The sequence below is a fragment of the Lawsonibacter faecis genome, from assembly GCF_014287675.1.
GTDB classification, from domain to species: Bacteria; Bacillota; Clostridia; order Oscillospirales; family Oscillospiraceae; genus Pseudoflavonifractor; species Pseudoflavonifractor faecis.
In genome coordinates this window covers 148,089-173,021 of record NZ_JACOPQ010000008.1, presented here as the reverse complement: position 1 = coordinate 173,021, position 24,933 = coordinate 148,089, and the positions used below count along the sequence as shown (strand labels likewise).

Sequence of the window (24,933 nt, the reverse complement as noted above, 5' to 3'; positions counted from 1 at the left end):
GATGTCATATGCGGCTTAATTGCCGGCTGCCAATTATTTATTGTACCATAAAACTGACCGTTTACAACAGTCTTCCATCTACAATTGCCTTGGAGGTATCATCAGGATGAACGAAAAAAAGGGAAAAGTGTTTGACGAAAAGGGACGGCTCTTCGGTAAGATTAACATTATCGACATTGTTGTGCTGCTGCTGATTGTGGCCGTGGCGGTATTTTTGCTCCTGAAATTCACCAACAGGTCGTCGGGCCTGCCCGGGGAGGCCGCCACCAGCCAGATTGAGTACTCCGCCATTGTCTACCGGGTCACGCCGGAGGTGTACAGCGCCATCGAGGCCGAGGTGGCCCTGGGCGGCGAGCATACCCAGCTCATGGCCGACGGCGCCATGCTCGCGGGCAGCGAGGTCCTCTCCGTCACCTCCCAGCCCCACATGGAGGGCGTTCCCATGGACGACGGCACCATCGTCATGGCCCAGGAGGGCAACTATGTGGACGTGATTTTTGAGATGCGGGCTGAGATCCAGAACGCCATTACCCAGAAGGTGGGCACTCAGGAGGTCCGCATTGGCAAGAGCCATATCATTAAGACCAAGACCTTCGAGCTGGTCAACGGCATCATCCTCACCTGCGAGCCTGTTACGACTGCTCCCGCAGCTTAAGAGAAATAGAACCAGGGCGGGAGCGCGAGCTCCCGCCCTGGTTTTTGGCGAAAAAGGAAGACGGATGGGGAATCGGGCTGTGCGGCTCCGGGGAGCCGCGGCCTCTGCCGGATGTAAGACCTGTCCGGCGTTTTCTCCTGCTTACTCTATTTGAATTTGGAGGCCACTATGGACTGGCTGATACAACTGGACGGCGGCGCCCTCCTGTGGATTCAGGAGTTTGTCCGCAGCGATCTGCTCACGCCCATCGTGAGCTTCTACACCAAGCTGGGGGATGCGGGCCTGATGTGGATTGTGCTCTCCCTGGGGATGCTCTTCTTCAAAAAGACCCGCAAGGCGGGAGCTGCGGGGATTCTGGCGCTGATACTGGGGGCGCTGTGCACGAATGTGGTTCTCAAGCATCTGGTGGCCCGCCCGCGGCCCTGGCTCACGGTGGAGGGGCTTTTCCACCTTGTGGTGGAGAACGATCCCAATTCCTTCCCCTCGGGCCACACCTGCGCGGCCTTTGCCGCGGCGTCGGCCTGGGCAAGAGCCCTGCCGAAAAAGTGGATGGGCGTGACCGCCGTGATTTTGGCGGCGCTCATGGGACTCTCCCGGCTCTATGTGGGGGTCCATTTCCCCTCTGACGTGTTGGTGGGGATGGCAATTGGGCTCATATGCGGGTGGCTGGCATGGAAGCTGCTGGGGCGGCTGCTCCGGCTGAGAGAGAACAGGGGGAAGCGCAATGTACTTTAGCGACGAGAAGGCGGCCGGCTGGGACACGCCCGAGCGGACGAGGCGGGCTGCGGCCCTGGTGGAGGAGATACGGAGGGAGATCGGGGACGCCCGGGGGAAGACCGCGCTGGAAATAGGCAGCGGCACGGGCCTGCTGACCTTTGGCCTGTGCCCGTACTTCATGGAGATCTGTACGGCGGACACCGCGGCTGCCATGCAGAAGGCGCTGGGGGAGAAGCTGGCGGGGGCGGGGATAAAAAATGTGCGCCCAATTGAGGTAAAGGACCTGGAGGGGGAGGCGTACCGGGGGAAATTTGACCTTATCTACAGCTCCATGGTCTTCCACCACATCCGGGATATTGCCGGGGAGCTTGCCCTTGTTGCCCCCCTGCTCAAAAAGGGGGGGACGTTCCTCCTCATCGATCTGGACGCCGAGGACGGGCGCTTCCACAGGGAGGACAAGGGCTTTGACGGCTACAACGGCTTTGACCGCGCCTGGATGGCCGCTGAGCTGGAGCGGGCCGGACTCCGGGAAGTGAGCGTCCGCACCGCTTTCACAGGCGTGAAGCGGCTGACCGACGAGGACGTGCCCTACTCGCTCTTTCTCATGCGGGGGGAGAAGCCATAAGGCGGCGGGTATAAGTTCCGCCGAGCAAAAAATGTCCCCCCGTCTTACGACGGGGGGACATTTTCAATGGGTTAAAAGAAGTTCTTACTTCAGCTCGACCTTGGCGCCGACTTCCTCGATCTTCTTCTTCAGCTCCTCGGCCTCGTCCTTGCTGACGCCTTCCTTGACAGCCTTGGGGGCAGCCTCGACGAGCGCCTTGGCCTCGCCCAGGCCCAGGCCGGTGATCTCGCGGACGACCTTGATGACCTTGATCTTCTCGGCGCCGATCTCGGCGAGGACCACGTCGAACTCGGTCTTCTCCTCAGCAGCGGGAGCGGCAGCGGCGGCGGCGGGAGCGGCCATGGCGGCGGCGGAGACGCCGAACTCCTCCTCCAGGGCGTGGACGAGCTCGGAGAGCTCCAGAACGGTCAGGCCCTTAACCTCTTCGATGAGGGCAGTAATCTTCTCAGAAGCCATGATATGTTACCTCCTAATAAATGTTGTTTTAAAATAAGTGGGGTTGTGCGGCCGCTTACTCGGCGGCGGGAGCCTCGGCAGCCACGGCCTCCTCGAGGTCGCCGCCCTGCTTCTCGGCGATGGCCTTCAGGACGATGGCCAGGCTGGTGATGGGGGCCAGCATGGTGCCCAGGACCTGGCCCAGCAGAGCCTCCTTGGAGGGCAGCTCAGCCAGGGCGCTGATCTCCTCAAGGGAGAGGACCTTGCCGTCCATAAAGCCGGCCTTGATGGTGAACTTGGCGCCGTTGAACTTCTTGGCGAAGTTGTTGACGACACGCATGGGGGCAATGGGATCGCCCGCGCTGACAGCCAGGGAAGTGGTGCCGTTCAGGGTTTCATCCAGGGCCTCCATGCCGCAGTTGTTGGCGGCGAAGCGGAGCAGGGTGTTCTTGACCACGGCATAGTCCACGTCGTTCTTGCGCAGCTCGGCGCGCAGAGCGGTGTCCTCCGCCACAGTGATGCCCTTGTAGTCCACCAGAACGCCGCTGGCGGCGCCCTTGATCTTCTCGGTCAGCTCGGCCACGATGGCCTGCTTCTCGCTCAGAACCTTTGCGTTAGGCATTTGGGATTCACCTCCAGTAAAAATTGCGCTGTGCGCGATTGTTCGCGCATGCGGCCGCCTGCGCGGCCGCGCGCTGGGATAAAGAAAAAGTGCCGCTTCGTATCCAAAGACACAAAACAGCACAAAACAGACGTTTATACTGCATTCTCGGCAGGACTTACGGCATAGAGCCACCTGCTGTCTCTGAACACGAAATATAGTATAACACCCTGCGGACAGGCTGTCAACTACAAAGTTTCGCAAGGCCAGGCGGGGGCTCGCCCCCGCCTGCTAAGCCTCGCAGAGTTTCCGCGCCGGCGGAAGGAGAATTACACCCCGGACCCGGGGCGTTGGATGCGCCGGGAGCTGATTTACACCAGCTTGGCGGCGTTGATCTTCACGCCGGGGCCCATGGTGGAGGCGCAGACACAGCTGCGCACATACTGGCCCTTGGCGGCGGAGGGCTTCGCCTTAATGATGGCGCCCATCAGAGCGTTGAAGTTCTGAGCGAGCTTCTCGGGGCCGAAGGAGACCTTGCCGATGGGGCAGTGGATGATGTTGGTCTTGTCCAGGCGGTACTCGACCTTACCGGCCTTGATCTCCTTGACGGCCTTGGCTACGTCGGGGGTGACGGTGCCGGCCTTGGGGGAGGGCATGAGACCCTTGGGGCCCAGGACCTTACCAAGACGGCCGACCACACCCATCATGTCGGGGGAGGCCACGACCACGTCGTAGTCGAACCAGTTTTCCTTCTGGATCTTCTCGACCATGTCCATCTCGCCGACGAAGTCGGCGCCGGCCTCACGGGCGGCGTCGGCCTTGTCGCCCTTGGCAAAGACCAGCACGCGGGCGGTCTTGCCGGTGCCGTGGGGGAGGACGATGGCGCCGCGGACCTGCTGGTCGGCGTGGCGGGAGTCGACGCCCAGCTTCACGTGGAGCTCGACGGTCTCGTCAAACTTGGCGGGGGCGGTCTTCACGACCAGCTCCATCGCCTCAGCGGTATCGTACAGAGCGGCCTTGTCGATCTGCTTGGCGCTCTCCTGATATTTCTTGCCTCTAAACATTTCCTATACCTCCTTCGCCTTAGTCGCCCACCACGATGCCCATGGAGCGCGCCGTGCCGGCGATCATGCTCATAGCGGCCTCGACGCTGGCGGCGTTGAGGTCGGGCATCTTGGTTTCAGCGATCTTGCGGACGTCCTCTTTGCTGATGGTGGCTACCTTGGTCTTGTTGGGGACGCCGGAGCCGGACTCGATGTTGCAGGCCTTCTTGATCAGAACGGCCGCGGGGGGAGTCTTGGTAATAAAGGAGAAGGAACGGTCGGCATAGACGGTGATGACGACGGGGATGATGAGGCCGGCGTCATTCTTGGTGCGCTCGTTGAATTCCTTGGTGAAGGCGGCGATGTTGATGCCGTGCTGGCCGAGGGCGGGGCCGACCGGGGGGGCCGGAGTCGCCTTGCCGGCGGGAATCTGCAGCTTCACGTAACCAGTAACTTTCTGTGCCATTTGAAACAGCACCTCCTACGATAAATGTGGTTGGACGACACGCCGTGGGCGTGTCTCCCACTAAGACACGGATTGCTCCTGCGGGAACAATAAGCCGCTCTGGCGCCCTCCGCCGTGCCATCCGGGGGCGCCGGTTCCCCCGGATGCCCCTCCGCCCTGTGGGGTGGACGGGGGTGGGGAACGGGTGTGCTTACATCTCTACGGGCTCCACCTGGTCCAGCTCCAGCTCGACGGGAGTCTCCCGGCCGAACATGGATACAACCACGCGGACCTTGCTGCGCTCAATGTCGATCTCGTCGACCACGCCCAGGAAGGACTCCAGCGCGCCGTCGGTGATCTTGACGTTGTCGCCCACCTCGTAGCCGACCACAACCTCGCGCTTCTCAACGCCCAGGGCTGCGATCTCGGCCTCGGAGAGGGGGATGGCCTTGTTGCCGGAGCCGACGAAGCCGGTGGCGCCGCGGACGTTGCGCACCAGATGCCAGGTCTCGTCGGTCATCACCATCTTCACCAGCACATACCCGGGAAAGACCTTGCGCTCCACGGTCTTGGGGCCGTTGTCGGTAATCTCGGTGACGGTCTCCAGAGGGATGCTGACCTCCTGAATGAGCTCGTGCATCCCACGGTTTTCCACCGCCTTCTCAATGGAGGCGGCGACGGTGTTCTCATAGCCGGAGTAGGTATGCACGACATACCACTTTGCACTATCAGCCATGATGCGCCCCTTAACCGAAGAGTCTCAGAAGAGCGCCTACCACCGAGTTGGCCAGGAGGTCGAACACCCAGATGAAGACGCCGACCACAATGACGCAGGCGATAACCACGCCGGTGTTCTTTACGACGGTCTTTTTGGTGGGCCACTGAACTTTCTTCAGCTCGCTCTTCATTTCCTTGAACCACTTGCCGACGCGGGCAAAGAAACCGGGCTTGGCCTTCTTGTCAGCCTTCTTGTCCGTGTCCTTGCTCTTCTTCTCGGCTTTTTCAGGGGCGGCGGGGGCCTCTACGACCTCTTCCTCCAGCTCGTTCTGGTCGAGCTTATCATATTCAGACATTCAGATACACCCTTCTTTCTTGTGAGCCATATGATTCGTAAAGCTCATTACTTGGTCTCGTTGTGGACCGTATGCTTCCTGCAGAAGGGGCAGTACTTATTCAGTTCCAGACGGTCGGGGGTATTTTTCTTGTTTTTGAACGTGTTGTAGTTACGCTGCTTGCACTCGGAGCAGCGCAGGGTGATCTTTACCCGGTTGCCTGCCTTTGCCACTTGTCGGCACCTCCTTTATGATTCCGGGACGCATCGGGGCATAAAAAAAGCCGGATGCGGCCCAATAGGCCGAATCCAGCAACGCAGAGAATATGCCCATGGCATGTCCCCAAAACGTCACGGTGCGGATCCGGCATGGTCTGCCTCCCTATGTCCGTCTGAGCGGTGCAGGGTTTTGCACGTCATCACACCGTAAAAATGCGCACAAAAAAAGAGCCCTGTTCATAGGTACTAATAGGTTATCACAGGAAAATGGAAAAGTCAAGCATTATCGGCTTAGAAATTCAGCTTGCAAAGGAGAGGCGGATATGCTACCATCTATTTAAAGAAATATTTAAATAGACGCCGGGAGGTGAAACGATGGGGTTTGCTGAGAGCTTTCGCGCCCTGTCGGACCCGGTCCGGCGGGAGATTCTGCTCCTGCTTCGGGAGGAAAAGCTGCCGGCGGGAGAGATTGCGGGGCACTTTGCACTGACGGGTGCGGCGATCTCCTACCATCTGAACCAGCTCAAGAAGGCGGGGCTTGTTTATGAGGAGAGATATAAGAATTTTATCTATTATGGACTGAATACCTCAGTTTTGGAAGAACTGCTGCTGTGGCTGGGACAATTTAAGGAGGGGAGCGGAGATGAAGCGGACGAGGGCGCTCTTCTACGACCCGATGTTCCTGCCGCCGGCGCCGTACCTGAAACTAAGATGAGGAGTAAACAAATTTATGCGGATTATGGCAATTGACTATGGCGACGCCCGGACCGGCATCGCCATCTCCGACCCCACGGGCCTTCTGGCGGGGTATACCACCGTCATTCAGAGCCGGAAGAGCGAGGCCGTGGCGGCGGAGATCGCCCGGCTGGCAAAGACACACGCGGTAGAGGAGCTGGTGATGGGCTTTCCGCGGAACATGGACGGCACGGAGGGGCCCAGGGCGGAGCTGTACAGGGCGTTCGCGGCACGGGTAGCGGAGGCCGCCGGTCTGACACCCGTCCTCTGGGACGAGCGCAGGACCACCGTGGAGGCCCACGCCATTCTCCATACCTCGGGGAAAAAGATGAAGGACCATAAAAAAAACGTGGACGCCGTAGCGGCCACGCTGATTTTGGAGGGATATTTGACAAGAAAGCGGATGGGGTGCTGACACAGTGGAGGCGTCCGCGTCGGGGCCCCACAGCGTGGGGCGGCGCGTTGCGCCGTACAAGCGTTTTGCCCCTGGGGCAGGGGCAAAACCTTGCCGCAGGGACAATTTAGTTGTCCCGAGGGTGAAAAAGAAAAGGGCTCCCATCCAGCCTGGGCTGGATGGGAAGGGACGCTAAGAATCCCCGGGCGCGTCCCTGCGCAGCAGCTCGGACACGCCGATATAGATCAGGAAGGCGCCAAAGCATTTGTGGAGCAGCGCCACATCCAGGGCGGTGGCCACCCAGGCGGCAAGGCCCGTGCCCAGGAGTCCGGCCAGGACGGAGGGTAACAGGGCTTTTTTTTCAACGTATCCGTTTTTGACGTGGGCGGGCAGGGCGGTGGCTGCGGTGGGGAGGAAGTAGAGCAGATTGACCCCCTGGGCCAGATTCTGGGGCACGCCGGCGAAGGCGGTCATATAGATGAGCAGCAGGGTGCCGCCCCCCACGCCGAAGCCGGAGAGCACGCCGGTAACCGCCCCGGCGAGGGCCGGTATCAGCCACCCCATCAGAAAAAGAGGGCCTTCACGCCGCCGTAGAGGATAAACAGCGCGAAGACGCGGCGCAGCCAGACCATGTTCACCTTTTTGAAGACCTTGCCGCCCACAAAGCCCCCGATCAGTCCTCCGGCCAGATAGGGGAGCGCCAGCATGAAATCCAGCCCGCCCCGAAAGAGGTAGATGACGGACGAGCACACGCAGAGGGGCAGAATGATCGCCACCGAGGTGGCGAAGGCCCGCCGCTGGTCCAGGCCGCACCAGCGGGTGAGCAGGGGGACCAGTATCATGCCGCCCCCTCCGCCGAAGAAGCCGTTGGCAATCCCCGCCCCCGCCCCGGCCACGGCAAAGCGCACTTTTTCAGGAATCCGCAAAAAAATCCCTCCCATTGGCGATAGTTTGCCAGCGGGAGGGATTTTTATACGCGCTCAGCCCTCGTTCAGGCCGGCCAGGGTCATGACCACATCCCCGGCCAGCATCAGTCCCGCCACCGGCGGCACCCAGGGCACACTGGCCGGGACGCTCCGCCGGCCGGGTGGCGGGGCCTCGCGCTGCTCGGCCCGGTGGGGCGGCTCGGGAGAGAAGAGGACGCGGTGGTGCACGATGCCCCGGCTTCTCAGCTCCTTGCGGATCACCCGGGCCAGGGGACAGCCCTCGGTTTTGGAGATATCGGTAATGCGAAACTGCGCAGGGTCCAGCTTGTTGCCGGTGCCCAGTGCCGAGACGACAGGGACGCCGCGCTCCCGTGCGGTCTCTATCAGATCCAGCTTGCTGGAGACGGTATCGATGGCGTCCACGATGTAGTCGTAGCGCGGGGCAAAGAATTCCTCACGGGTGCCCTGGTCATAGCGGATGACAAGCGGATGAACCCTACAGTTCGGATTGATGTCCAGTACGCGCTCGGCCAGGGCTTCGGCCTTGGGACGGCCCAGGGTGGACCAGAGGGCTTCAATCTGGCGGTTGATGTTGGTGACGCCCACCTCGTCGTGGTCGGCAAGGGTCAGCTCGCCAACTCCCGCCCGGGCCAGGGCCTCCGCGGCCCAGCTGCCCACGCCGCCCAGGCCCAGCACGGCCACATGGGCGGCGGCCAGACGCTCCATGGCCCGGGGGCCCAGAACCATTTCCGTGCGGAGAAATTGTTCGTGCATAGCAGCCTCCTGTGTGGTGGATACAATCTGTAAGGCCGGTCCCTGGAAATCCGCACCGAACGGCGGGCCAGCTGAGGGAGCTGCGGGGGACAGGACTCCCGGCGCTGAGGACTCTATGAGCGCGCGCCGCCAGCCGCTGTCCGCACTTCCCATTCGGCGGCGCCGACCCCGGCGGACAGGGGGCCCATGCCCGGAAAGAAAACTTCCCGCAGGGGAGATGCCCCTGCGGGAAGGATTGGTGCTTACTTCAGCGCCAGGGACATGCTGCCGGACTCGGTAATGGCGCAGGCCTCGTCCAGACCCTCCAGCCAGGCGGTCATATCGGCGGACTTCAGCGCACTCTCGGCGACCTCGTGCCACTTGGGGCCGTTCACGCCCTGGAAGTAGACCACGTGCCAGCCGAAGTAATTGCCGCCCGCTTCGTTCTGCTCCACCAGACCGGTGTCGCCGCTCTGCCGGGCGGGGTCGAAGATCCAGTCGTTGAAGCCCTTGACCATGGAGCCCTCTTCCACGTAGGTATAGAGGCCGCCCTTGGTGTTGGAGCCGGTATCGTCGGACAGCTCGTTGGCCAGGGCGCCGAAGGCCTCGGCGGTCTGCTCGCCGGCCAGATATCTGTCCAGAGCCTCCTGAGCCCTGGCCTTTGCGGCGTCCATCTGCTCCTGGGTGGGCTCGGTGGCGGCGGGAGTGCCGGCCTCCTCGTCGGCGGGAGTGAGCTCGGCCTTGGCGAGGATGTGGCGCACGTCTACGGTGGCCGCGTCGTTCAGGTAGCGGTCCGTCAGGAGAACCACATAGTAGCCGCTGGTGGACTCGATGACTTCCACATCACCGGCCTTGCGGTCGGCGCTGGTCAGCCAGTCGTAGTAGGCGTTGGCGGTGTAGTCCTGGGAGAGCGCGCTGCCCAGGACGGCGGTCTTGAGGTTGTTGTCGGCGCTGGCGTAGGTGGAGTCCTCGCCGACGGCGGAGGTTACCAGCTCGTCAAAGGCGCCGGACTTGTCGGAGGCCTTCTTCACGCCCTCGGCCAGCACGTCGGCCTTGGTCTTGGCGGCGCCCAGCGCGGCGGCCTTCTGGTCGTCGGTGACCTCCACGGTGTTGCCCTCGGCGTCGGTGGTGGGCACGGAGCCGTCGACATAGGCCACGCGGTAGTCGTAGCTGTAGACGGTGGCGGGATTCTCGGCGGCGTAGTCGTTCAGGGCGGCGTCGTCATAGGTGAGAGAATCCTGATGATGGGTGGCGTACTCGTTGGCCAGCGTGGAGGCGGTGACCTGCTTCACGTAGAGGCTCTCGCTGACGTAGCTGCCGTAGGCCGCAGAGAGGTAGGCGCCCAGGCTGGACCAGTTGCTGGACTTCACGCCCTCCTTCAGGCTGGCAATGCTCTCATCGACGGAGGCCTTGCCGTCGGCGGAGAGGGTGTACCCCTCGGCCTTGGCGGCCTGGTTCAGGGCGATGACCCGCCGGGCGTTGTTGAGGGCGGACTCCTTGAAGTGATCGGCGTAGGTCTGGCCGGACTCGGTGTTGTAGACCTGCTCGTCGCCTAGGGCGGAGCTGGAGTCGTACATCACATAGGGATCGCTGAGGATGCTGATGCCGTACTGGGAGTACATCTGCTGCTGCTGAATCTCAGACTGACGGGCGGAATTGTAGTAGTACTGCATCTCGGCAACGGAGAGATTCTCCCCGCCGATGGTGGCGGCCGTCATGTTCCGCTGGATCAGGCCGGAGTCCCAAATCAGCAGGGCGGCCACCAGAATCACGACCACAATGCCGACAATCCAGTAGGTGATGGTCTTGCGCTTGGCGGCTTCCGCCTCCTTACGCTCCTTGAGTTCCTTTTGAGTCAGGGCCTCACCGCTGCTTAGGCGCTGCTTCTTTTCTCTGGATGCGCTCATGAATGTCTCAGTCCTCTCGTCGTAATACGAAGGCGGGGGAGCGATGCCCCGCCCGCTTACACATCGTTGCATTATACAGGAAAATGGCGAAACTTGCAAGTCTAAAATCCCACGGTCCCGCGCTCCGCGAAGTGCGGGCGCAAGCGCACAGAAGCGGCCGGCCGGCCGACATGGCGCCGCGCTATATAATTAAGGGATAGTTTTTACCGTATGCGGCTGTTTTAACCGGAAAGAGGGCGCCTCCCCGGGTGGGGAGGCGCCCCGCAGTCATTCAGTATCCCCGCTCTGGCCGTGTGGACCCATTTAAAACCTGCACGAATGGCAGGTGGGTTGCCTCCATGACGTTTCTCCGCTTCCAACTTCCGGCCCGGTGGGCCGGGAGGCCTGCGATCCGCGCCATGAGGGGGCGTCCCGTTTCAGAGATGTGGGTTTAAATAAGGTCCATCACGCACCGAGCAGGGGTGAGGCTCATCGTCCGGCGAAAGCATCGCGCCGGACGGATACGCAGCGGCATGCACACTGCTGCGAACATCCCCCCGCTGTGTGAGGGAGAGGGACGGGATGATTGATTTGAGGTTCGACGGGGAGGCGCACAGGGCGCGGCGGCTTACTCCGTGCCGCCCTCCTCCTCGTCAAACAGAGCGTCCATAAACTGCTGGTACACCAGCTCCAGCTCCTCCTCGCTGTCCAGGGTGGAGAGCTGCTCCTCGCCGTTCTCCTCCACTACCTTGAGAATAATGAGTCCGTACTCCTCGTCCAGGTCGATGTCCTCAACCTCTTTTTCCTCCTCGACGGCGGGGAAGAAGGCCATGTAGGTTTGGCCGTTATACTCGATGGTGTCCAGATGCTCCAGCTCGAATTCGTTGCCGTCCTCGTCGGTTATGGAGATAAAATCTCCGCCGTATTCTTCGCCCATAGTATCCACCGTGTCCTTTCGTTTCTTCAATGCTATTTTACCCGCTGCCATGGAAAAATGCAAGTATGGGACGGGGGAATTTTTTGACCGGCAGGCATGTTATCCAATAAATGTAATTTTTTAGGGTGGACAAGTTCACGAATTATGGTATAATACCCTATACGCTCAAACTGGCATTTTGTACCCATTCCAACAAAAGCGATGTGTTACGACAAATTCGGAGGTGTCGTTTTGGCAAATACGAACCAGACGCATACGGGCGCGCAGCAGCCCGCGCCCAGGCGCAAGAAGCGCAAAAAGCGCAATCCGGTGCTCCATGTGCTGGCCGTCATCGGCAAGGTCCTGGGGACCCTGCTGCTGATTGGAGTCACCACGGGAGCGATTATGGCCTGCTTCGCCGTGACCTACATCAATCAGGTCATCGTCCCCAAGGCAGATTTGAATCTCTATGATTTCTCCGTGGATATGTCCCTGAGCAGCACGATGTACTACACGGACAAGAGCACCGGAAGTCCGGTGGAGCTGCGCAGCATCTACGGCACGGAGAACCGGGTGTGGGTGAAATACGAGGACCTGCCCCAGAACTTGGTGAACGCCACCATCGCCATTGAGGATCACCGTTTCCGCAGCCACCACGGCGTGGACTGGATTCGCACCGCCAAGGGCATCCTCTCCATGTTCACCGGCGGGGATATTCAGGGCGGCTCCACCATTACCCAGCAGCTCATCAAAAACCTGACCGACGACGACGAGGTCACCGTCCAGCGCAAAATCCTGGAGATCTTCCGGGCGCTGGAGTTTGAGAAGAAGTACGACAAGAACACCATCCTGGAGTGGTACCTCAACTACATCTACCTGGGCGAGCACTGCAACGGCGTCTATACCGCGTCCTACGCCTATTTCGGCAAGGATGTTTCGCAGCTCTCCCTGGCGGAGTGCGCCAGCCTCATCAGCATCACCAACAACCCCTCGGTGTACAACCCCTACGCCACCCGGCCGGACAAGCCCACCTGGGGCAGGGACAACAACACCTTCCGGGCCAAGCTGACCATCGGCCGCATGCTGGAGGAAGAGATGATCAGCCAGGAGGAGTATGACCAGGCCAAGGCGGAGCTGGATGCCGGGCTGAACTACGTCCGCGGTCAGGACGAGGAGCGGGAGGAGACCGTGTACACTTGGTACGAGGATCAGGTCATCTCCGACGTCATCCGCGACCTGATGGAGCAGAAGGACTACTCCGAGAAGATGGCCACCGACCTCATCTATTACGGCGGCCTGAAGATCGAGACCTGCATCGACCCCGAAATCCAGGCCATTGTGGACGAGGTCTATCAGAATTTCGACAACCTGCCCTATATCTCCGGCTCCGGCCAGCAGCTCCAGTCCGCCATCGTCATCGTGGACCCCAGCGGCAACATCGTGGCGCTGTCCGGCGGCATGGGGGAGAAGGAGAGCAGCCGGGTCTGGAGCCGGGCCACGGACACCAAGCGCGCCCCCGGCTCGTCGTTCAAGCCCCTGTCGGTCTACGCCAGGGCCATCGACATCGGACTCATCTCGCCCGGCAGCGTCTACGACGACTCCCCCTATCAGGCGCCGTCCTATCCCAGCAACTCCTATCTCCGGTACTACGGACGCATGACCGTCCGGGACGCCCTCACCATCTCGTCCAACACGGTGGCGATTAAGGTCCTGGCTGAGCTGACCCCAGACGAGTCCTTCAACTACCTCACCACCCAGCTCGGGTTTACGGAGGGGGAGAGCCTCATCCGGGAGCAGGTCCACTCCAACGGCAAAATTTCCACCGATATCGCCCTGGCCCCCCTCTCCATGGGCGGCCTCACCAAGGGCGTGTCCGTCCGGGAGATGGCGACGGCCTACTCCACCTTCCCCCGGGGCGGCACCTATCTGGACTCCCGGACCTATACCCGGGTGCTGGACAACAAGGGCAACGTCATTCTGGACAACACCGACCGGATGCCCACCACCGCCATGAAGGATACGACGGCATGGTATATGAATTCCATGCTCAAGGACGTGGTGAGCACCAAACGGGTGAACGGCAGCATTGCCACCGGCTATCAGGCGGTTCTGGACAACATGACCGTGGCCGGCAAGACCGGCTCCACCGATCAGAACAAGGACCGCTGGTTCGTGGGCTACACCCCCTATTACACCGCCGCGGTCTGGACCGGCTACGACCAGCAGGAGCGGGTTAAGACGGAGAGCGGCTCCAATCCCGCCGCAGTCATGTGGAAAAAGGTGATGAGCCAGGTCCACGAGGGCCTGGAGAACAAGGACTTCCCCAAGCCGGACGGCCTGGTGGCGGTCAAGACCTGCGCCGAGAGCGGAATGCTTCTCTCCGACGCGTGCTATATGGACCCCAGAGGGGTGCAGGTGGACACCGAGTACTACTTCCCCGGCGACGCGCCCACCCAGTACTGCACCATGCACAATCAGACGCCCTTCCCGGAGGGCGGACTGGTCAAGGTCTGTCTGGACGACCCCTTCCTGGACGCCAAGGGCAACCCCACGGGGATGTACCATCTGGCCGGGGAATTCTGCCCGGAGGACCGCTGCTCCACCGTCTCCGTTCTGGACTTTGAGCGCCAGCGTGTGAGCGACAGCTACAGCATCGGCGACGATATCTTCACCAAGGAGTATCTGGTCAACGCGGGAGAGGGCGCCTACTGCACCGTCCACACCGAGCCCATCCCCTACGACCCCGGCACCTTCAACCCGGACGACACCTCCACCTGGCCCACCGAGCAGCAGTGGCCCGGCTTCGACCCCGAGGACATGGTCACCTGGCCGAATTTCGTGCCGCCCACGGCTTACGATCCCAACACCTTCGACCAGTTTGAACCCTCCACCTGGCCCACCCAGGAGCAGTGGCCGGGGTTTGATATCAGTAACCCCCTCACCTGGCCCTCCACGACCCAGACCCCGCCCACGGACACGCCGGCCCCTGAGCCCAGCGAGCCCGGCGGCGTGGAGCCGACGCCCCCCGCGGTGCCCACCGACGAACCGGATACGCCCCCGGACGAGCCCTTCGTACCGGCGGCGTGACAAAACCCTCCGCAGAGAAAGCCTCGCAGAGTTCCGCCGTTCGCGGACGGCGGAATCAAATAAGTATCCGTTATGCAGCGTTCTGTCAAGGAAACCCCTCGGGACTTCTTTATCAAGCAAAACAGCGGACTTCCGTCTGGAAGTCCGCTGTTTTGCGCTCAATACGGGAGGGTAAGTGGGCCGGGATGACTGAAAAAGAGGGTGGAAAGAAACCTTTTATCCGCGAAACGCTCTAGCGCCAGAGCTTGATGACCCCGCTGTCGTGGAGCCGCTTGACGAAGATGGCGGCCAGGGGGGCCAGAATCATGCCCGGCACGCCAAGGGCTTTAAAGCCGAGGTACATGGCGAAGAGGGCGGCCAGAGGCGGGAGGCCGACTTTATCCCCCACCAGCTTGGGCTCCAGCAGGCTGCGCACCAGGGAGACCAGACCGTAGAGGGCGAGAAGGCCCAGCGCCAGCTTCCAGTCCCCGGAGAGAAAGGTCACCAGCGCCCAGGGGAGAAGGACCGTCCCCGTTCCGAATACGGGCAGGGCGTCCACCAGCGCCACCAGCGCGGCCAGCAGGAGAAAGAGGTCCACCCTGAGGAGGAGAAAGCCCACCGCAAGCTCCCCGAAGGTCACCAGCATGAGAATCCCCTGGGCCCTCAGCCAGCCGCCGAAGGCGCCTTTTAGAATGACCCTGGACTCCTCCAGACGCCCCTGCCAGGACTGGGGCGCCTGTCGGCGCAGAAACGCCAGAAGCCTGGCACGGCCGGCGCTGGAGAAGTATGTGGCCAGAGCGGTTGTAAAGAGAAACAGCATTCCATCCGGCAGGGCGGCGGCGCAGCGGGTCACCAGCCCGGCCAGCGCGTCGTAGAAGCGGTTGGGCAGGGAGATGCCCTGGCTGATGAGGCCGGAGAGGGCCTCCTGAAAGAAGTCCTGAAACTGGACGGGCAGGGCCACCGTGAAGCGGTAGGCCCAGTCCTCCAGATGCCCGCCCAGGGTGGGCAGGCCGGAGAGAAGGGTGGGCAGGCGGCCCAGCAGGAGGGCCACCTCGTACCCCGCCCGCCAAAGGATGAGACCCAGCAGCCCGCAGAGGACCAGTATCAGCGCCATCGTACACGCGGCAGAGGCCAGCCACCGCCGCAGATGCAGTTTCCGCTCCAGCAGGCGCACTGCGGGCTCGATGGCCCAGGCCAGGGCCAGGGCGATGAGGAAGGGGAGGAGCCAGGGGAGGAGAAAGGCCAGGAAGAGCCACAGCCCCAGCAGTCCCAGGGCCAGATAGATGAGCCGGAGCAGGAGACGCGCGTGCTTGTTCTCAGGCAAAAAAAACTTCCCCCTCCACATTCTTGTACAAATCGACGGGAATTTGTCCGCCTGCGGCGGAAAAACCGTGACATTACCTGTCGGATTGGGGCTTGCGCCGCCAACTTTACTATGCTAAAATATACTCCAACACAAATACAAATGGCTTCGTAAGAGAGACACAAGCCGGAGAGGGAGTGAATAGAATGTCAAAGAAACCTAAATACTTTATCGTGGAGGCCGAGGCCCTGCCGGAGGTCTTCCTCAAGGTGGCCGAGGCCAAGCGTATGCTGGAGACCGGCGAGGCGTCCACGGTGAACCAGGCCACGAAGGTGGCGGGGATCAGCCGCAGCGCCTTTTATAAATATAAGGATGCGGTGCGCCCCTTCAACGATATGCTCCACGGGCGCATCGTGACCTTCCAGATCATGCTGAAGGATGAGCCGGGGGTGCTCTCCTCGGTCCTGAATATCTTTGCCCGGACGGGTGGGAATATTCTCACCATCAACCAGGGCATTCCCACCAGCGGCTGCGCCGCTGTGACCATCGGCGCGGAGACCTCCGGGCTGGAGGAGCCGGTGGAGGATCTGATGAACCGGGTGGCCGCCCAGGAGGGCGTGGTCCGCTGCGAGATCCTGGCGGGCTGAGGCCCGACTCCGGGGGGCGGCTCATGCGCCCTTTAAACGAATCTAATTTAAAATCGCCTGCGGCGGTTTGACAGAGGAGAGAGGAACATGGTTAAGGTAGCGATCCTGGGCTTCGGCACGGTGGGCTCCGGCGTGGCCGAGGTTCTGACCAAGAACAACGCCCACATTGAGGAGAAGGTCCACAACAGCGTCCAGCTCAAGTATATCCTGGACGTGCGGGATTTCCCCGACAGCCCCTTCGGCGATAAGATCATCCACGATTTTGCCCTGATTGAGAACGACCCCGAGATCAACGTGGTGGTGGAGACCATCGGCGGCGCGCGGATTGCCAAGGAGTTCACCGAGCGGGCCCTCAGGGCGGGGAAGAGCGTGGTGACGTCCAACAAGGAGCTGGTGGCGACCCACGGCTACGACCTGATGCAGCTTGCCAAGGAGCACGACGTGAGCTACCTTTTCGAGGCCAGCGTGGGCGGCGGCATCCCCATCATCCGCCCCCTGAGCCAGTGCCTGGCGGCCAACGAGCTTACCGAGATCTGCGGCATTCTCAACGGCACCACCAACTATATCCTCACCCGGATGATTAAGGCCGGACTCTCCTTTGACGCCGCGCTCAAGGAGGCCCAGCAAAACGGCTACGCCGAGCAGGACCCCACCGCCGACATCGAGGGTCACGACGCCTGCCGGAAGATCTGCATTCTGGGCTCTCTGGCCTTCGGGCGGCACATCTACCCCGGCCAGGTGCCCACCGAGGGCATCACCAGGGTGACCCTGGCCGATGTGGCCTACGCCGACGCCTGCGGCCGGAAGGTGAAGCTCCTGGGCCGGGCCATCCGGCGGGAGGACGGCAGGGTCATGGCCTATGTGGCCCCCCATCTGGTGGACGGCTCCGCCCCCCTGGCCAGCGTGGAGGCGGTCTTCAACGCCATCACGGTCAAGGGCGACGCCATCGGGGATGTGATGTTCTACGGCCCCGGCGCGGGCAAGCTGCCCACCGCCAGCGCTGTGGTGGCCGACGTGATGGACGCCGCCAAACACCTGAAGACCCGTAAGTATATGAGCTGGGGTCCCGGCGGAGACGACGTGACCACCCCCCCCGACGGCCTGGAGAGCGCCTGGTACGTCCGGGCCGAGGCGGGGACCGACGCGGTCCGCGCCGCCTTCGGCGAGGTGGATTTCCTGGCCCGCTCCGGCGCGCCTGCGGGGGAGACCGCCTTCCTGACGGCCGCCATGACCCGCCCCGCGCTGGATGGGAAGCTGGCCGGGATGAAAGCGCTGTCCGTCATCCGGATCCTGGACTAACGGCAGCGGGCGCAGCGGCATAGTATGAGTTGGGGCTCCGCCTGCGCGGAGGCCATATACCGGAGCAGGGACGTGACCGCTTTGTCCGTCATGCCGGGCAGTTAGCCCCGACAGAGCCGCCAGGTCCCTGCACGTTCTTTCAGATTCACCTTATTGGGGGTACATATACATGGGACTCATCGTACAAAAATTCGGCGGCAGCTCGGTGGCCGACGCGGATAAGATACGCAACGTCGCCCGGATCATCACCGAGACCTACCGCAAGGGGCACAATGTGGTGGCGGTCCTCTCCGCCCAGGGCGACACCACCGACGACCTGATTGCCAAGGCTGCGGAGATCAATCCCCACGCATCCAAGCGGGAGATGGATATGCTCCTGAGCACCGGCGAGCAGATCTCCTGCTCCCTGTGCGCCATGGCCATTGAGGCAATGGGCTATCCGGTGGTCTCCCTCACGGGCTGGCAGGCGGGGGTCAGGACCAACACCGGCTACTCCAACGCCCGCATCAAGCGTATTGAGACCGAGCGGCTGCTCTCGGAGCTGGACAAGAAATGCATCGTCATCGTCACCGGCTTCCAGGGCATCAACCGCTACGACGACGTCACCACCCTGGGCCGGGGCGGATCGGACACCTCGGCGGTGGCGCTGGCGGCCGCCCTCCATGCCGACCTGTGCCAGATCTACACCGACGTGGACGGCGTGTACACCGCCGATCCCCGCAACGTCCAGGGCGCGAAAAAGCTGGACGAGATCACCTTCGACGAGATGCTGGAGCTGGCGACCCTCGGCGCCCAGGTGCTGCACAACCGCTCCGTCGAGATGGCGAAGAGATACAACGTCAACATGGAGGTCATCTCCAGTTTCTCGGGCAAGCCCGGGACCAAAGTCAAGGAGGTCGTAAAGAACGTGGAAAAGACGCATGTGAGCGGCGTGGCCAAGGACAAGGATATCGCCCGCCTGGCCCTGGTGGGCCTGCAGGATACTCCGGGCATCGCCTTCAAAATATTCTCCCTGCTGGCGAAGGAAAAGGTCAACGTGGACATTATCCTCCAGTCCATCGGACGAAACGATACCAAGGATATCAGCTTCACCGTCCACAAGGGCGACAAGGAGCTGGCCAAGAGGGTGCTGGAGGACAACAAGGAATACCTGGGCTTCGACCACATCGACGTGAGCGACAATATTGCCAAGGTCTCCATCGTGGGCGCGGGGATGATCAACAACCCCGGCGTGGCCGCCACCATGTTCGAGGCCCTCTACAACGCGGGCGTCAACATCAACATGATCTCCACCAGCGAGATCAAGGTCTCCGTCCTGGTGGACATCAGCGACACCGACCGGGCCGTCCAGGTCATCCACGACAAGTTCTTTTCCGAGTTTGGCGGCGGAAACTGATTCGATAATGAAATAGGCGCAGCCGAGGGGCCGGGAATTTTCCCGGCCCCTCTTTTTTGGAGAGCCGCGCCCGGGCCTTCGTCGCCTTGATGAACATCCACCCCCGCGGCCTCCAATTTGCGTAAATACTCACAATTGAAATTGGCCGTGGCTGCCTTATAATGAGATGTCAAAACCTTTGAATCTCACAGAAAGGGCGGATGCCCCATGACAAGCACAAGCGCCGTGCCGCTGAAGAAGCAGGAGAACAATGTCCTGCGGCTTACCTGGCCTATTTTTATAGAGCTCCTGCTCCAGATGCTGGTGGGCAACGCGGACCAGATTATGGTGGGCTGGGTGGACCCCAACGGCGTGGGGGCCATCGGCAACGCCAACCAGGTGACCAATCTTCTGCTGCTGGTCTTCTCGGTAATCTGCACCGCCTCCATGATACTAATCTCCCAGTATATCGGGGCCCGGGACGGGCGGAGCGTCAGCCAGACCTATAGCGTCTCCCTCTTCACGAACCTGATTTTCGGCCTGGCTGTGAGCCTCGTCCTCATCCTGGGCTGCGGGCCCATCTTCCGGCTCATGGGAGTCCATGAGGAGATTTTTGCCAAGACCTGCCTCTATATGCGGATTATCGGCGCGGGCATGGCCTTCCAGGCAGTCTACCTGACCTTTACCGCCTTCTTCCGCTCCAGCCAGATGATGAAGGAGACCATGCTGGTATCGGTCGTCATGAATCTGCTGAACATCGGCGGCAACTACCTGCTGATCAACGGCGCTGGCCCTCTGCCCGCCATGGGCGTGGCCGGTGCAGCGGTGTCCAGCGGCGTGTCCCGGGTGGTGGGCGTGGTGATCATCGCCGTGCTCTTTGTGAAGAAATTCGGGCGTGTGGTCCGGCTCCGGGAGCTGAGGCCCTTCCCCAGCCACCAGCTGCGCCGCCTTCTGCGCATCGGCGTGCCCACCGGGGGCGAGTCCCTCTCCTACAACATGTCCCAGATCTGCATCCAGACCGTCTGCAACAACTTTGCCTCCTTTGTGGTCAACACAAGGGTGTACGCCAATATGTTCGCCAACATCACCTATATGTTCGGCTCGGCCATCTCTCAGGCCGCCCAGGTGGTGGCTGCCCGGCTTATGGGCGCGGGGGACGTTGAGGGGACGGACAGGCGGGTAAAGCTGACGCTGGTCTCCTCCATCGCCATCTCGGGGGCGGTGTCCGTCCTGCTGGCAATTTTCTGCCGGCCGCTCTACAGCCTCTTCACCCGGGACCCCCAGGTGCTGGAGCTGGCCCAGGCCATTATGCTCATTGAAATTCCTCTGGAGCTGGGCCGGGCGGTGAATATGACCATGTGCCGCGCCCTCCAGGCCTGCGGGGACATCCGCTTCCCCATCGTCATCTGCGTCATCGACGCCTGGCTGGTGGGCGTGGGCGGGAGCATCCTGCTGGGCATGGTCTTCGGCATGGGGCTCAAGGGGCTGTGGATCGCCATGGCCTGCGACGAGTGTATCCGGGCGGGGCTCTTCCTCTGGCGCTGGCACAGCCGGAAATGGGCGGAGAAGCGCCTTTTGAATTCATGATGGCCGGCGGGGCGGCTGTGTGTTACAATCTGTGCCGGAAGGGCAGACTAAACCGGAGGAGAGGTGGAGAAGAATGACGGTCGCACTGCTGACGCTGAGGCTCTACGCCCCGTGGGTCCACTCCCTCAAGGAGAAGAGGATGGAGGTAAAGAGCCTGCTTACCCGGATTCAAAACCAGTTCAACGTCTCCGCCATTGAGGCGGAGGAGCAGGACACCCATCAGGTAATCGTACTGGCCGTGGCGGCGCTCGCCGCCGGGACCGCCCAGGCCGACAGCATCCTGGCCCACATCCAGGACTTTGCGGCGGCGCACACCGAGGCGGAAATTACCTCCGCGGAAACTGAATTTTTGTAGGAGCAGGGGTATGGGCGGGGGAAAGAAGGTCCCGGCTGCGGCCGACGTGTATATCGCCGCGCTTCCGGCTGAGCTGCCGCCCCCGCGGCTGGAGACAATAGCGGAAAGGATGCGCTTGCAGACTGCGCAGCGGGGAGGTGCTGAGAGATGAACGGACAAAACCGGGCCGACGTGAAAGTGGGCGCGCGGGTTCAAGTGGTACGGAAGGCCGACCAGCCCACCGGAAGACTCACCGAGGGCGTGGTGATGCGGCTGCTGACCAGGAGCAGCTTTCACCCCCACGGAATCAAGGTCATGCTGGAGGACGGGCAGGTGGGGCGCGTGCAGGAGATTCTGGAGTAGCTCTTGCGGCGCTCGCTTTGCGCAGACGGAGCGGCGCGGTAAAGGGGCGGGACATAAAGTCCCGCCCCTTTACCGCGTCTCTTTGAGGACATACCGCTCGACAGCCGCTGCGGCGCCGTCCTCAGCGTTGGAGAGGGTGACGGCCCCGGCGGCGTCCCTGACCTCCTGCGGGGCGTTCCCCATGGCGACCCCCAGACCCGCGGCGCGGAGCATGGGGATGTCGTTCCCGCTGTCCCCGATGGCCAGGGTGCGGGCGCTGTCCACGCCCAGGAGGGAGCACACGCGGAGCAGCCCCTGGGCTTTGGTGGCCTCACGGTGGGTAATCTCAATGCTCCGTGGGCTGGACCAGGCAAAGGAGAGGGGGAGGGCGCTCAGGGCGGCCTCAACCTCCGCACGCCGTTCCGTGGGGAGGTAGGGCAGGTTGACCTTGTCGAAGCAGAGGCGCTCCTCCCGGCAGAGGGCCGTCAGGTCGGGCACCGCCCTGCCCCGGGCGCTCAGAATGGTATTCAGATGGAAGGCGAGAGGCCCTCCGATTCCCCGCAGGCGCTCCCAATCCGTCCCGGTCAGGTAGAGGCGCCCGCCGGCCGAGAGCTCCACCGGCAGGTCCAGACGCCAGGCCAGGTCTATGAGCGCCAGGATGAGGGGGGCGGCCATGTAGTGGGAATCCAGCAGGGCGCCGTCGGCGAGGCGGCGCACCTCGCTGCCGTTGCAGAGGACGCACAGCTCCTCCCACTCCGCGCCGGTGGGAACGGCTGGGGGCAGCATGGCGAACTGCCGCCCGGTGATGGGCACCACGGCCACCCCGCGCCTGTGGGCGGCCAGCAGGGCGGCGCTGAGCCGGGGGGAGAAGGAGACGTGGTCGGCCTGGAGGGCAGTGCCGTCCAGGTCCAGGGCGATGAGAGAAAACTCCATGGAAGCAGTCCTTTCAGGATAGAGTGGGGGAAGCTTTCCGCCGGTTATGATTAGGATAACACCGTATTGCGCAGAGCACAAGAGACGCGGACAGGCCGCGAGGTCCCGTGGGGGATCTCGCGGCCTGTCCGCAGAGAGTGGGAAGGGGTCAGCCGGGAACCAGCGTGAACCGGCTGCCGTTGCGGACACAGTCCGCCAGGAGGAGATAGGGCTCCTTCACCCGGCCGATGACGTTGACGCGCCCATCCGCCGGGAGGTCGGAACGGACGAGCTGAAGCTCGCCGGAGTAACGGCCGTAGTTGCCGTTGTCCAGCGTGATGCTGCCCCGGACCCGGGGCGCGCATCCCCCCGGCGGAACCCGGGAGCCGAAGCAGGAGTACTCCCTCGACTCGGCAAAGCGGATCAGGCGGGAGGGGGAGTCGGCCCGGCAGGTGAAGACACGCCCGTAGAGCTCCCTCCGCTGCGCGTCCAGCTCCGCCGGAATCTCCAGCACGCCGTCGGTGCAAAAGCGGCGGATGTGCGCCTGCTCGCCCTCGCTCACGCCGGGGTCGCCGGCAAAGACGCCGTCCACGCCGAAGCGGACTGCCAGGTCCGCGAAGCAGGCCGAGACAGGAAGGCCCCTGTGGCGCTCCAGGGTGGGGAGGCCCTCGCGAAGCGGGCCGCGCAGCTCCTCGTCGCCGGGGATGAAGGCCAGAACCTTGATACCCGCCGCCTGGAGGGAGCGGGTGCTCTCCAGGAGAAAGGCGTCGTCCAGCCCGGTCTCAGGCCGGGGATAGAAATTGTGCATCGCCATGACGAGGCCGCCCGCCTCCGCGATGCGCGCCGCCGCTGCGGCATTGATGGTGGAGGCGTTGAGGACCACGGGCATCTCCCGGGCCAGTGCGGCTATCTCCCTTTCGGAGAAGCCGTAGTCCACCCGCAGCGCCCAGAGCCCAAGCCGCCCGGCCAGACGGACAAGATTTGACTCGCCAAACTGGGAAAGGGTCTTGACCGATACGTCTGCCACCACCCGGTAACCGGCCTGCGCCAGCCAGCGGCAGGCTGCCTCCGCCCGGGCGCAGTAGTCGGGTGAAAACTCCTCGCTGATGTGGAGGGAGAGGAACACCGCGGCAGCGCTCCCGGCGCCGCGCTCCAGGGCGCGGCGGGCGCGGTCGAAGGACGAGAGATAGACGGAGAAGCCCAGAGAATCAGGCATTGGCGACATCTTCCGCCTTAATGCCAAACCAGGTGATGATGAAGCCCATGATGTAGGAGATGACGAGCCCCAGGAAGAAGTACAGCATCATCATGGGTGTCTTCATCAGGGGGATGGCCACCAGGCCGGAGGGGCCCCAGGCAATGGACATGACGCCCATCAGCATGACGAAGGCGCCGCCGAAGCCGGCGCCCAGGCCGGCGGTGACGAAGGGCTTGCCCATGGGGAGGGTGACGCCGTAGATAAGAGGCTCGCCCACGCCGAGCAGGCCGGCGGGCAGGGCGCCGATGATGGTCTTCTCCATGCGCAGGTTACGGACCTTGCGGGCCTTGATGAGGATGGCGAGTGCCGCGCCCACCTGGCCGGCGCCGGCCATGGCCAGCACGGGGAAGAGGGAAACACCGCCCATGGCCTCAAGCTGCACGGAGTAGATGGGGATAAGGCCGTGGTGCAGTCCCAGCAGCACCATGGGCAGGAATACGGCGGCCAGCACGTAGCCGGAGATGACGGACACCACGGGGTTGGTGGAGTTGACCAGCAGGGAGAGCAGCCACACCAGCCCGTCGGAGATGAAGCCGGTGACGGGCATGAGGACAAAGACGTAAAGGGTGCCGACGACGATCAGGGAGATGAGGGGGGTCACGATGAGATCCAGCACGTCGGGGGTGTGCTTGCGGACGAATTTCTCCACCTTGGAGAGGAGCCAGACGCCCACAATAACGCCGATGATGCCGCCCTTGCCCGTGGTCAGGATGGAGTTCAGGGGAACCTCCACATTGTAAAGGCCCAGCAGGGTGGAGATGGTCACGATCTGGGCGCCGATGGAGATGCCGCCGATCATGCCGCCCAGGGCGGGGGTGGCGCCGAACTGCTTGGCGGCGTTCACGCCGGTGTAGATGGCGAAATAGCTGAGGAAGGACGCGCCGAACAGGGAGCACAGGGTCTGGATGATAAAGACCACGCCCGTGCCCGAGGCGATGGCCTCGGGGAAGAGCTGGCCCATCAGGCTGGCGATGCCGTTAAACAGGCCGGCGGCGATGATGGCGGGGATCATGGGGATGAAGATATTGGCGATGGTGCGCAGGGCCTTCTTCATGGGGCTGTCCTTCTGGCCGGACTTCATCGCCGCTTTGTTCTCCTGCCAGTTGTTGTCGGTGGACATGCCGCCGGGGATGCCGGCGTCCACCACGAAGAGATCGCAGACCTTGCGGGCCTTACCGGGGCCCAGAACCACCTGAAGGGTGGCGTCCTCCACCACGCCCAGCACGCCCTCGGTCTGTTTCAGGGCGTCGATGTCCGCCAGAGCGGGGTCCTTGAGCTGGAGCCGCAGGCGGGTCATGCAGCTTGTGGCGCTGTGGACATTGCTCTTGCCGCCCACCAGCTCCAGTATCTTGCGGGAAAGTTCCTGATTTGTCATGTTACACCTCTCCTTTTTCTCGAATGGGGCACAC

28 protein-coding genes, 1 other RNA gene and 1 other annotated feature are annotated in these 24,933 nt (G+C 62.6%); of the genes, 12 read left to right on the top strand and 17 right to left on the bottom strand.

The window, feature by feature from the left end:
• The first annotated feature begins 106 nt into the window (after positions 1-106).
• The 3 genes from H8S62_RS11625 to H8S62_RS11615 all read left to right on the top strand — a co-directional run bounded on the left by H8S62_RS11625 (position 107) and on the right by H8S62_RS11615 (position 1,997).
• Complete coding sequence (locus tag H8S62_RS11625; RefSeq protein WP_155150813.1) at positions 107-655, top strand: DUF4330 domain-containing protein; 549 nt, start codon at positions 107-109, stop codon at positions 653-655.
• Between the two features lie 168 nt (positions 656-823).
• Complete coding sequence (locus H8S62_RS11620; protein ID WP_155150810.1) at positions 824-1,390, top strand: phosphatase PAP2 family protein; 567 nt, start codon at positions 824-826, stop codon at positions 1,388-1,390.
• Positions 1,380-1,997 carry a class I SAM-dependent DNA methyltransferase gene (locus H8S62_RS11615; protein WP_186919450.1) on the top strand — a complete coding sequence of 206 codons (618 nt, stop codon included), beginning with the start codon at positions 1,380-1,382 and terminating at the stop codon, positions 1,995-1,997. The genes H8S62_RS11620 and H8S62_RS11615 overlap by 11 nt, the downstream gene beginning before the upstream one ends.
• 84 nt (positions 1,998-2,081) lie before the next feature.
• On the opposite strand, the gene rplL is transcribed toward H8S62_RS11615, so the two are convergent.
• From rplL to rpmG, 7 genes are all read right to left on the bottom strand, one after another.
• A complete protein-coding gene (gene rplL / locus H8S62_RS11610; protein WP_155150804.1) occupies positions 2,082-2,453 on the bottom strand; it encodes a 50S ribosomal protein L7/L12 in 372 nt (123 codons plus the stop codon).
• Between the two features lie 55 nt (positions 2,454-2,508).
• Positions 2,509-3,054, bottom strand: a complete 546-nt coding sequence (gene rplJ / locus H8S62_RS11605; protein WP_186919449.1) for a 50S ribosomal protein L10 — start codon at positions 3,052-3,054, stop codon at positions 2,509-2,511.
• A 74-nt stretch (positions 3,055-3,128) separates the two neighbouring features.
• Positions 3,129-3,259: a sequence feature (ribosomal protein L10 leader region), on the bottom strand.
• Between the two features lie 145 nt (positions 3,260-3,404).
• A complete protein-coding gene (rplA, locus tag H8S62_RS11600; protein WP_155150799.1) occupies positions 3,405-4,097 on the bottom strand; it encodes a 50S ribosomal protein L1 in 693 nt (230 codons plus the stop codon).
• Between the two features lie 19 nt (positions 4,098-4,116).
• On the bottom strand, positions 4,117-4,542 hold the full coding sequence (gene rplK, locus H8S62_RS11595; protein WP_155150796.1) for a 50S ribosomal protein L11: 426 nt from the start codon (positions 4,540-4,542) through the stop codon (positions 4,117-4,119).
• Positions 4,543-4,732: 190 nt separating this feature from the next.
• Positions 4,733-5,257 carry a transcription termination/antitermination protein NusG gene (nusG, locus tag H8S62_RS11590; protein WP_155150793.1) on the bottom strand — a complete coding sequence of 175 codons (525 nt, stop codon included), beginning with the start codon at positions 5,255-5,257 and terminating at the stop codon, positions 4,733-4,735.
• 10 nt (positions 5,258-5,267) lie between these two features.
• On the bottom strand, positions 5,268-5,594 hold the full coding sequence (gene secE, locus H8S62_RS11585) for a preprotein translocase subunit SecE (protein WP_155150790.1): 327 nt from the start codon (positions 5,592-5,594) through the stop codon (positions 5,268-5,270).
• 47 nt (positions 5,595-5,641) lie between these two features.
• Positions 5,642-5,806 carry a 50S ribosomal protein L33 gene (gene rpmG, locus H8S62_RS11580; protein ID WP_173023872.1) on the bottom strand — a complete coding sequence of 55 codons (165 nt, stop codon included), beginning with the start codon at positions 5,804-5,806 and terminating at the stop codon, positions 5,642-5,644.
• 360 nt (positions 5,807-6,166) lie between these two features.
• Here rpmG and H8S62_RS11575 point away from each other — a divergent pair, with 360 nt between their 5' ends.
• Complete coding sequence (locus H8S62_RS11575) at positions 6,167-6,541, top strand: autorepressor SdpR family transcription factor (RefSeq protein WP_186919447.1); 375 nt, start codon at positions 6,167-6,169, stop codon at positions 6,539-6,541.
• A complete protein-coding gene (gene ruvX / locus H8S62_RS11570; RefSeq protein ID WP_186919446.1) occupies positions 6,522-6,941 on the top strand; it encodes a Holliday junction resolvase RuvX in 420 nt (139 codons plus the stop codon). The genes H8S62_RS11575 and ruvX overlap by 20 nt, the downstream gene beginning before the upstream one ends.
• Before the next feature lie 171 nt (positions 6,942-7,112).
• Here the strand turns inward: ruvX and H8S62_RS11565 are convergent, their stop codons facing one another.
• The 6 genes from H8S62_RS11565 to H8S62_RS11540 all read right to left on the bottom strand — a co-directional run bounded on the left by H8S62_RS11565 (position 7,113) and on the right by H8S62_RS11540 (position 11,452).
• Positions 7,113-7,484 (bottom strand): sulfite exporter TauE/SafE family protein, encoded by a 372-nt coding sequence (locus H8S62_RS11565; RefSeq protein ID WP_186919444.1) that lies wholly within the window; start codon positions 7,482-7,484, stop codon positions 7,113-7,115.
• Positions 7,484-7,846, bottom strand: coding sequence for a sulfite exporter TauE/SafE family protein (locus H8S62_RS11560; protein WP_243141870.1), 363 nt, complete (start codon positions 7,844-7,846; stop codon positions 7,484-7,486). Before H8S62_RS11560 ends, H8S62_RS11565 begins: the two co-directional genes overlap by 1 nt.
• A gap of 54 nt (positions 7,847-7,900) precedes the next feature.
• Complete coding sequence (locus tag H8S62_RS11555) at positions 7,901-8,620, bottom strand: tRNA threonylcarbamoyladenosine dehydratase (RefSeq protein ID WP_186919442.1); 720 nt, start codon at positions 8,618-8,620, stop codon at positions 7,901-7,903.
• Positions 8,621-8,862: 242 nt separating this feature from the next.
• Positions 8,863-10,506, bottom strand: a complete 1,644-nt coding sequence (locus H8S62_RS11550) for a peptidylprolyl isomerase (RefSeq protein WP_186919441.1) — start codon at positions 10,504-10,506, stop codon at positions 8,863-8,865.
• Positions 10,507-10,779: 273 nt separating this feature from the next.
• Positions 10,780-10,971, bottom strand: a non-coding RNA gene (gene ssrS / locus H8S62_RS11545) — 6S RNA.
• A 142-nt stretch (positions 10,972-11,113) separates the two neighbouring features.
• Entirely contained in the window at positions 11,114-11,452 is a 339-nt protein-coding gene (locus H8S62_RS11540) for a DUF1292 domain-containing protein (RefSeq protein ID WP_243255616.1), read from the bottom strand.
• 201 nt (positions 11,453-11,653) lie between these two features.
• On the opposite strand from H8S62_RS11540, the gene H8S62_RS11535 reads away from it, so the two are divergent.
• Entirely contained in the window at positions 11,654-14,488 is a 2,835-nt protein-coding gene (locus H8S62_RS11535; protein WP_243141872.1) for a transglycosylase domain-containing protein, read from the top strand.
• Positions 14,489-14,720: 232 nt separating this feature from the next.
• Here H8S62_RS11535 and ytvI read toward each other — a convergent pair whose 3' ends face one another.
• Positions 14,721-15,791 carry a sporulation integral membrane protein YtvI gene (gene ytvI, locus H8S62_RS11530; protein ID WP_155150770.1) on the bottom strand — a complete coding sequence of 357 codons (1,071 nt, stop codon included), beginning with the start codon at positions 15,789-15,791 and terminating at the stop codon, positions 14,721-14,723.
• Positions 15,792-15,976: 185 nt separating this feature from the next.
• Here ytvI and H8S62_RS11525 point away from each other — a divergent pair, with 185 nt between their 5' ends.
• The 6 genes from H8S62_RS11525 to H8S62_RS11500 all read left to right on the top strand — a co-directional run bounded on the left by H8S62_RS11525 (position 15,977) and on the right by H8S62_RS11500 (position 21,375).
• Entirely contained in the window at positions 15,977-16,417 is a 441-nt protein-coding gene (locus tag H8S62_RS11525; RefSeq protein ID WP_155150767.1) for an ACT domain-containing protein, read from the top strand.
• An 87-nt stretch (positions 16,418-16,504) separates the two neighbouring features.
• Positions 16,505-17,716 carry a homoserine dehydrogenase gene (locus H8S62_RS11520; RefSeq protein WP_155150764.1) on the top strand — a complete coding sequence of 404 codons (1,212 nt, stop codon included), beginning with the start codon at positions 16,505-16,507 and terminating at the stop codon, positions 17,714-17,716.
• A gap of 169 nt (positions 17,717-17,885) precedes the next feature.
• Positions 17,886-19,112: an aspartate kinase gene (locus H8S62_RS11515; protein WP_155150761.1), complete on the top strand. Its 1,227-nt coding sequence runs from the start codon at positions 17,886-17,888 to the stop codon at positions 19,110-19,112.
• 207 nt (positions 19,113-19,319) lie between these two features.
• Complete coding sequence (locus tag H8S62_RS11510) at positions 19,320-20,678, top strand: MATE family efflux transporter (RefSeq protein ID WP_186919439.1); 1,359 nt, start codon at positions 19,320-19,322, stop codon at positions 20,676-20,678.
• A 73-nt stretch (positions 20,679-20,751) separates the two neighbouring features.
• Positions 20,752-21,033, top strand: coding sequence for a DUF503 domain-containing protein (locus H8S62_RS11505; RefSeq protein ID WP_155150757.1), 282 nt, complete (start codon positions 20,752-20,754; stop codon positions 21,031-21,033).
• Between the two features lie 147 nt (positions 21,034-21,180).
• Complete coding sequence (locus H8S62_RS11500) at positions 21,181-21,375, top strand: YwbE family protein (RefSeq protein WP_155150755.1); 195 nt, start codon at positions 21,181-21,183, stop codon at positions 21,373-21,375.
• A gap of 69 nt (positions 21,376-21,444) precedes the next feature.
• On the opposite strand, the gene H8S62_RS11495 is transcribed toward H8S62_RS11500, so the two are convergent.
• The 3 genes from H8S62_RS11495 to H8S62_RS11485 form a co-directional block, all read right to left on the bottom strand.
• A complete protein-coding gene (locus tag H8S62_RS11495) occupies positions 21,445-22,287 on the bottom strand; it encodes an HAD family hydrolase (protein WP_186919437.1) in 843 nt (280 codons plus the stop codon).
• Between the two features lie 148 nt (positions 22,288-22,435).
• Positions 22,436-23,482 (bottom strand): MupG family TIM beta-alpha barrel fold protein, encoded by a 1,047-nt coding sequence (locus H8S62_RS11490; protein WP_243255614.1) that lies wholly within the window; start codon positions 23,480-23,482, stop codon positions 22,436-22,438.
• A complete protein-coding gene (locus H8S62_RS11485) occupies positions 23,475-24,899 on the bottom strand; it encodes a PTS transporter subunit EIIC (protein WP_155150748.1) in 1,425 nt (474 codons plus the stop codon). Before H8S62_RS11485 ends, H8S62_RS11490 begins: the two co-directional genes overlap by 8 nt.
• Positions 24,900-24,933 lie beyond the last annotated feature (34 nt).

Coding starts and splice junctions, on each gene's coding strand:
- H8S62_RS11485 (WP_155150748.1), bottom strand. CDS start 24,899: ATGACAAATCAGGAACTTTCCCGCAAGATACTGGAGCTGGTGGGCGGC.
- H8S62_RS11510 (WP_186919439.1), top strand. CDS start 19,320: ATGACAAGCACAAGCGCCGTGCCGCTGAAGAAGCAGGAGAACAATGTC.
- H8S62_RS11525 (WP_155150767.1), top strand. CDS start 15,977: ATGTCAAAGAAACCTAAATACTTTATCGTGGAGGCCGAGGCCCTGCCG.
- H8S62_RS11520 (WP_155150764.1), top strand. CDS start 16,505: ATGGTTAAGGTAGCGATCCTGGGCTTCGGCACGGTGGGCTCCGGCGTG.
- H8S62_RS11555 (WP_186919442.1), bottom strand. CDS start 8,620: ATGCACGAACAATTTCTCCGCACGGAAATGGTTCTGGGCCCCCGGGCC.
- rplK (WP_155150796.1), bottom strand. CDS start 4,542: ATGGCACAGAAAGTTACTGGTTACGTGAAGCTGCAGATTCCCGCCGGC.
- H8S62_RS11550 (WP_186919441.1), bottom strand. CDS start 10,506: ATGAGCGCATCCAGAGAAAAGAAGCAGCGCCTAAGCAGCGGTGAGGCC.
- H8S62_RS11620 (WP_155150810.1), top strand. CDS start 824: ATGGACTGGCTGATACAACTGGACGGCGGCGCCCTCCTGTGGATTCAG.
- rplL (WP_155150804.1), bottom strand. CDS start 2,453: ATGGCTTCTGAGAAGATTACTGCCCTCATCGAAGAGGTTAAGGGCCTG.
- H8S62_RS11505 (WP_155150757.1), top strand. CDS start 20,752: ATGACGGTCGCACTGCTGACGCTGAGGCTCTACGCCCCGTGGGTCCAC.
- ruvX (WP_186919446.1), top strand. CDS start 6,522: ATGCGGATTATGGCAATTGACTATGGCGACGCCCGGACCGGCATCGCC.
- H8S62_RS11490 (WP_243255614.1), bottom strand. CDS start 23,482: ATGCCTGATTCTCTGGGCTTCTCCGTCTATCTCTCGTCCTTCGACCGC.
- rplA (WP_155150799.1), bottom strand. CDS start 4,097: ATGTTTAGAGGCAAGAAATATCAGGAGAGCGCCAAGCAGATCGACAAG.
- H8S62_RS11515 (WP_155150761.1), top strand. CDS start 17,886: ATGGGACTCATCGTACAAAAATTCGGCGGCAGCTCGGTGGCCGACGCG.
- H8S62_RS11615 (WP_186919450.1), top strand. CDS start 1,380: ATGTACTTTAGCGACGAGAAGGCGGCCGGCTGGGACACGCCCGAGCGG.
- rplJ (WP_186919449.1), bottom strand. CDS start 3,054: ATGCCTAACGCAAAGGTTCTGAGCGAGAAGCAGGCCATCGTGGCCGAG.
- H8S62_RS11575 (WP_186919447.1), top strand. CDS start 6,167: ATGGGGTTTGCTGAGAGCTTTCGCGCCCTGTCGGACCCGGTCCGGCGG.
- nusG (WP_155150793.1), bottom strand. CDS start 5,257: ATGGCTGATAGTGCAAAGTGGTATGTCGTGCATACCTACTCCGGCTAT.
- H8S62_RS11500 (WP_155150755.1), top strand. CDS start 21,181: ATGAACGGACAAAACCGGGCCGACGTGAAAGTGGGCGCGCGGGTTCAA.
- H8S62_RS11565 (WP_186919444.1), bottom strand. CDS start 7,484: ATGGGGTGGCTGATACCGGCCCTCGCCGGGGCGGTTACCGGCGTGCTC.
- secE (WP_155150790.1), bottom strand. CDS start 5,594: ATGTCTGAATATGATAAGCTCGACCAGAACGAGCTGGAGGAAGAGGTC.
- H8S62_RS11495 (WP_186919437.1), bottom strand. CDS start 22,287: ATGGAGTTTTCTCTCATCGCCCTGGACCTGGACGGCACTGCCCTCCAG.
- H8S62_RS11625 (WP_155150813.1), top strand. CDS start 107: ATGAACGAAAAAAAGGGAAAAGTGTTTGACGAAAAGGGACGGCTCTTC.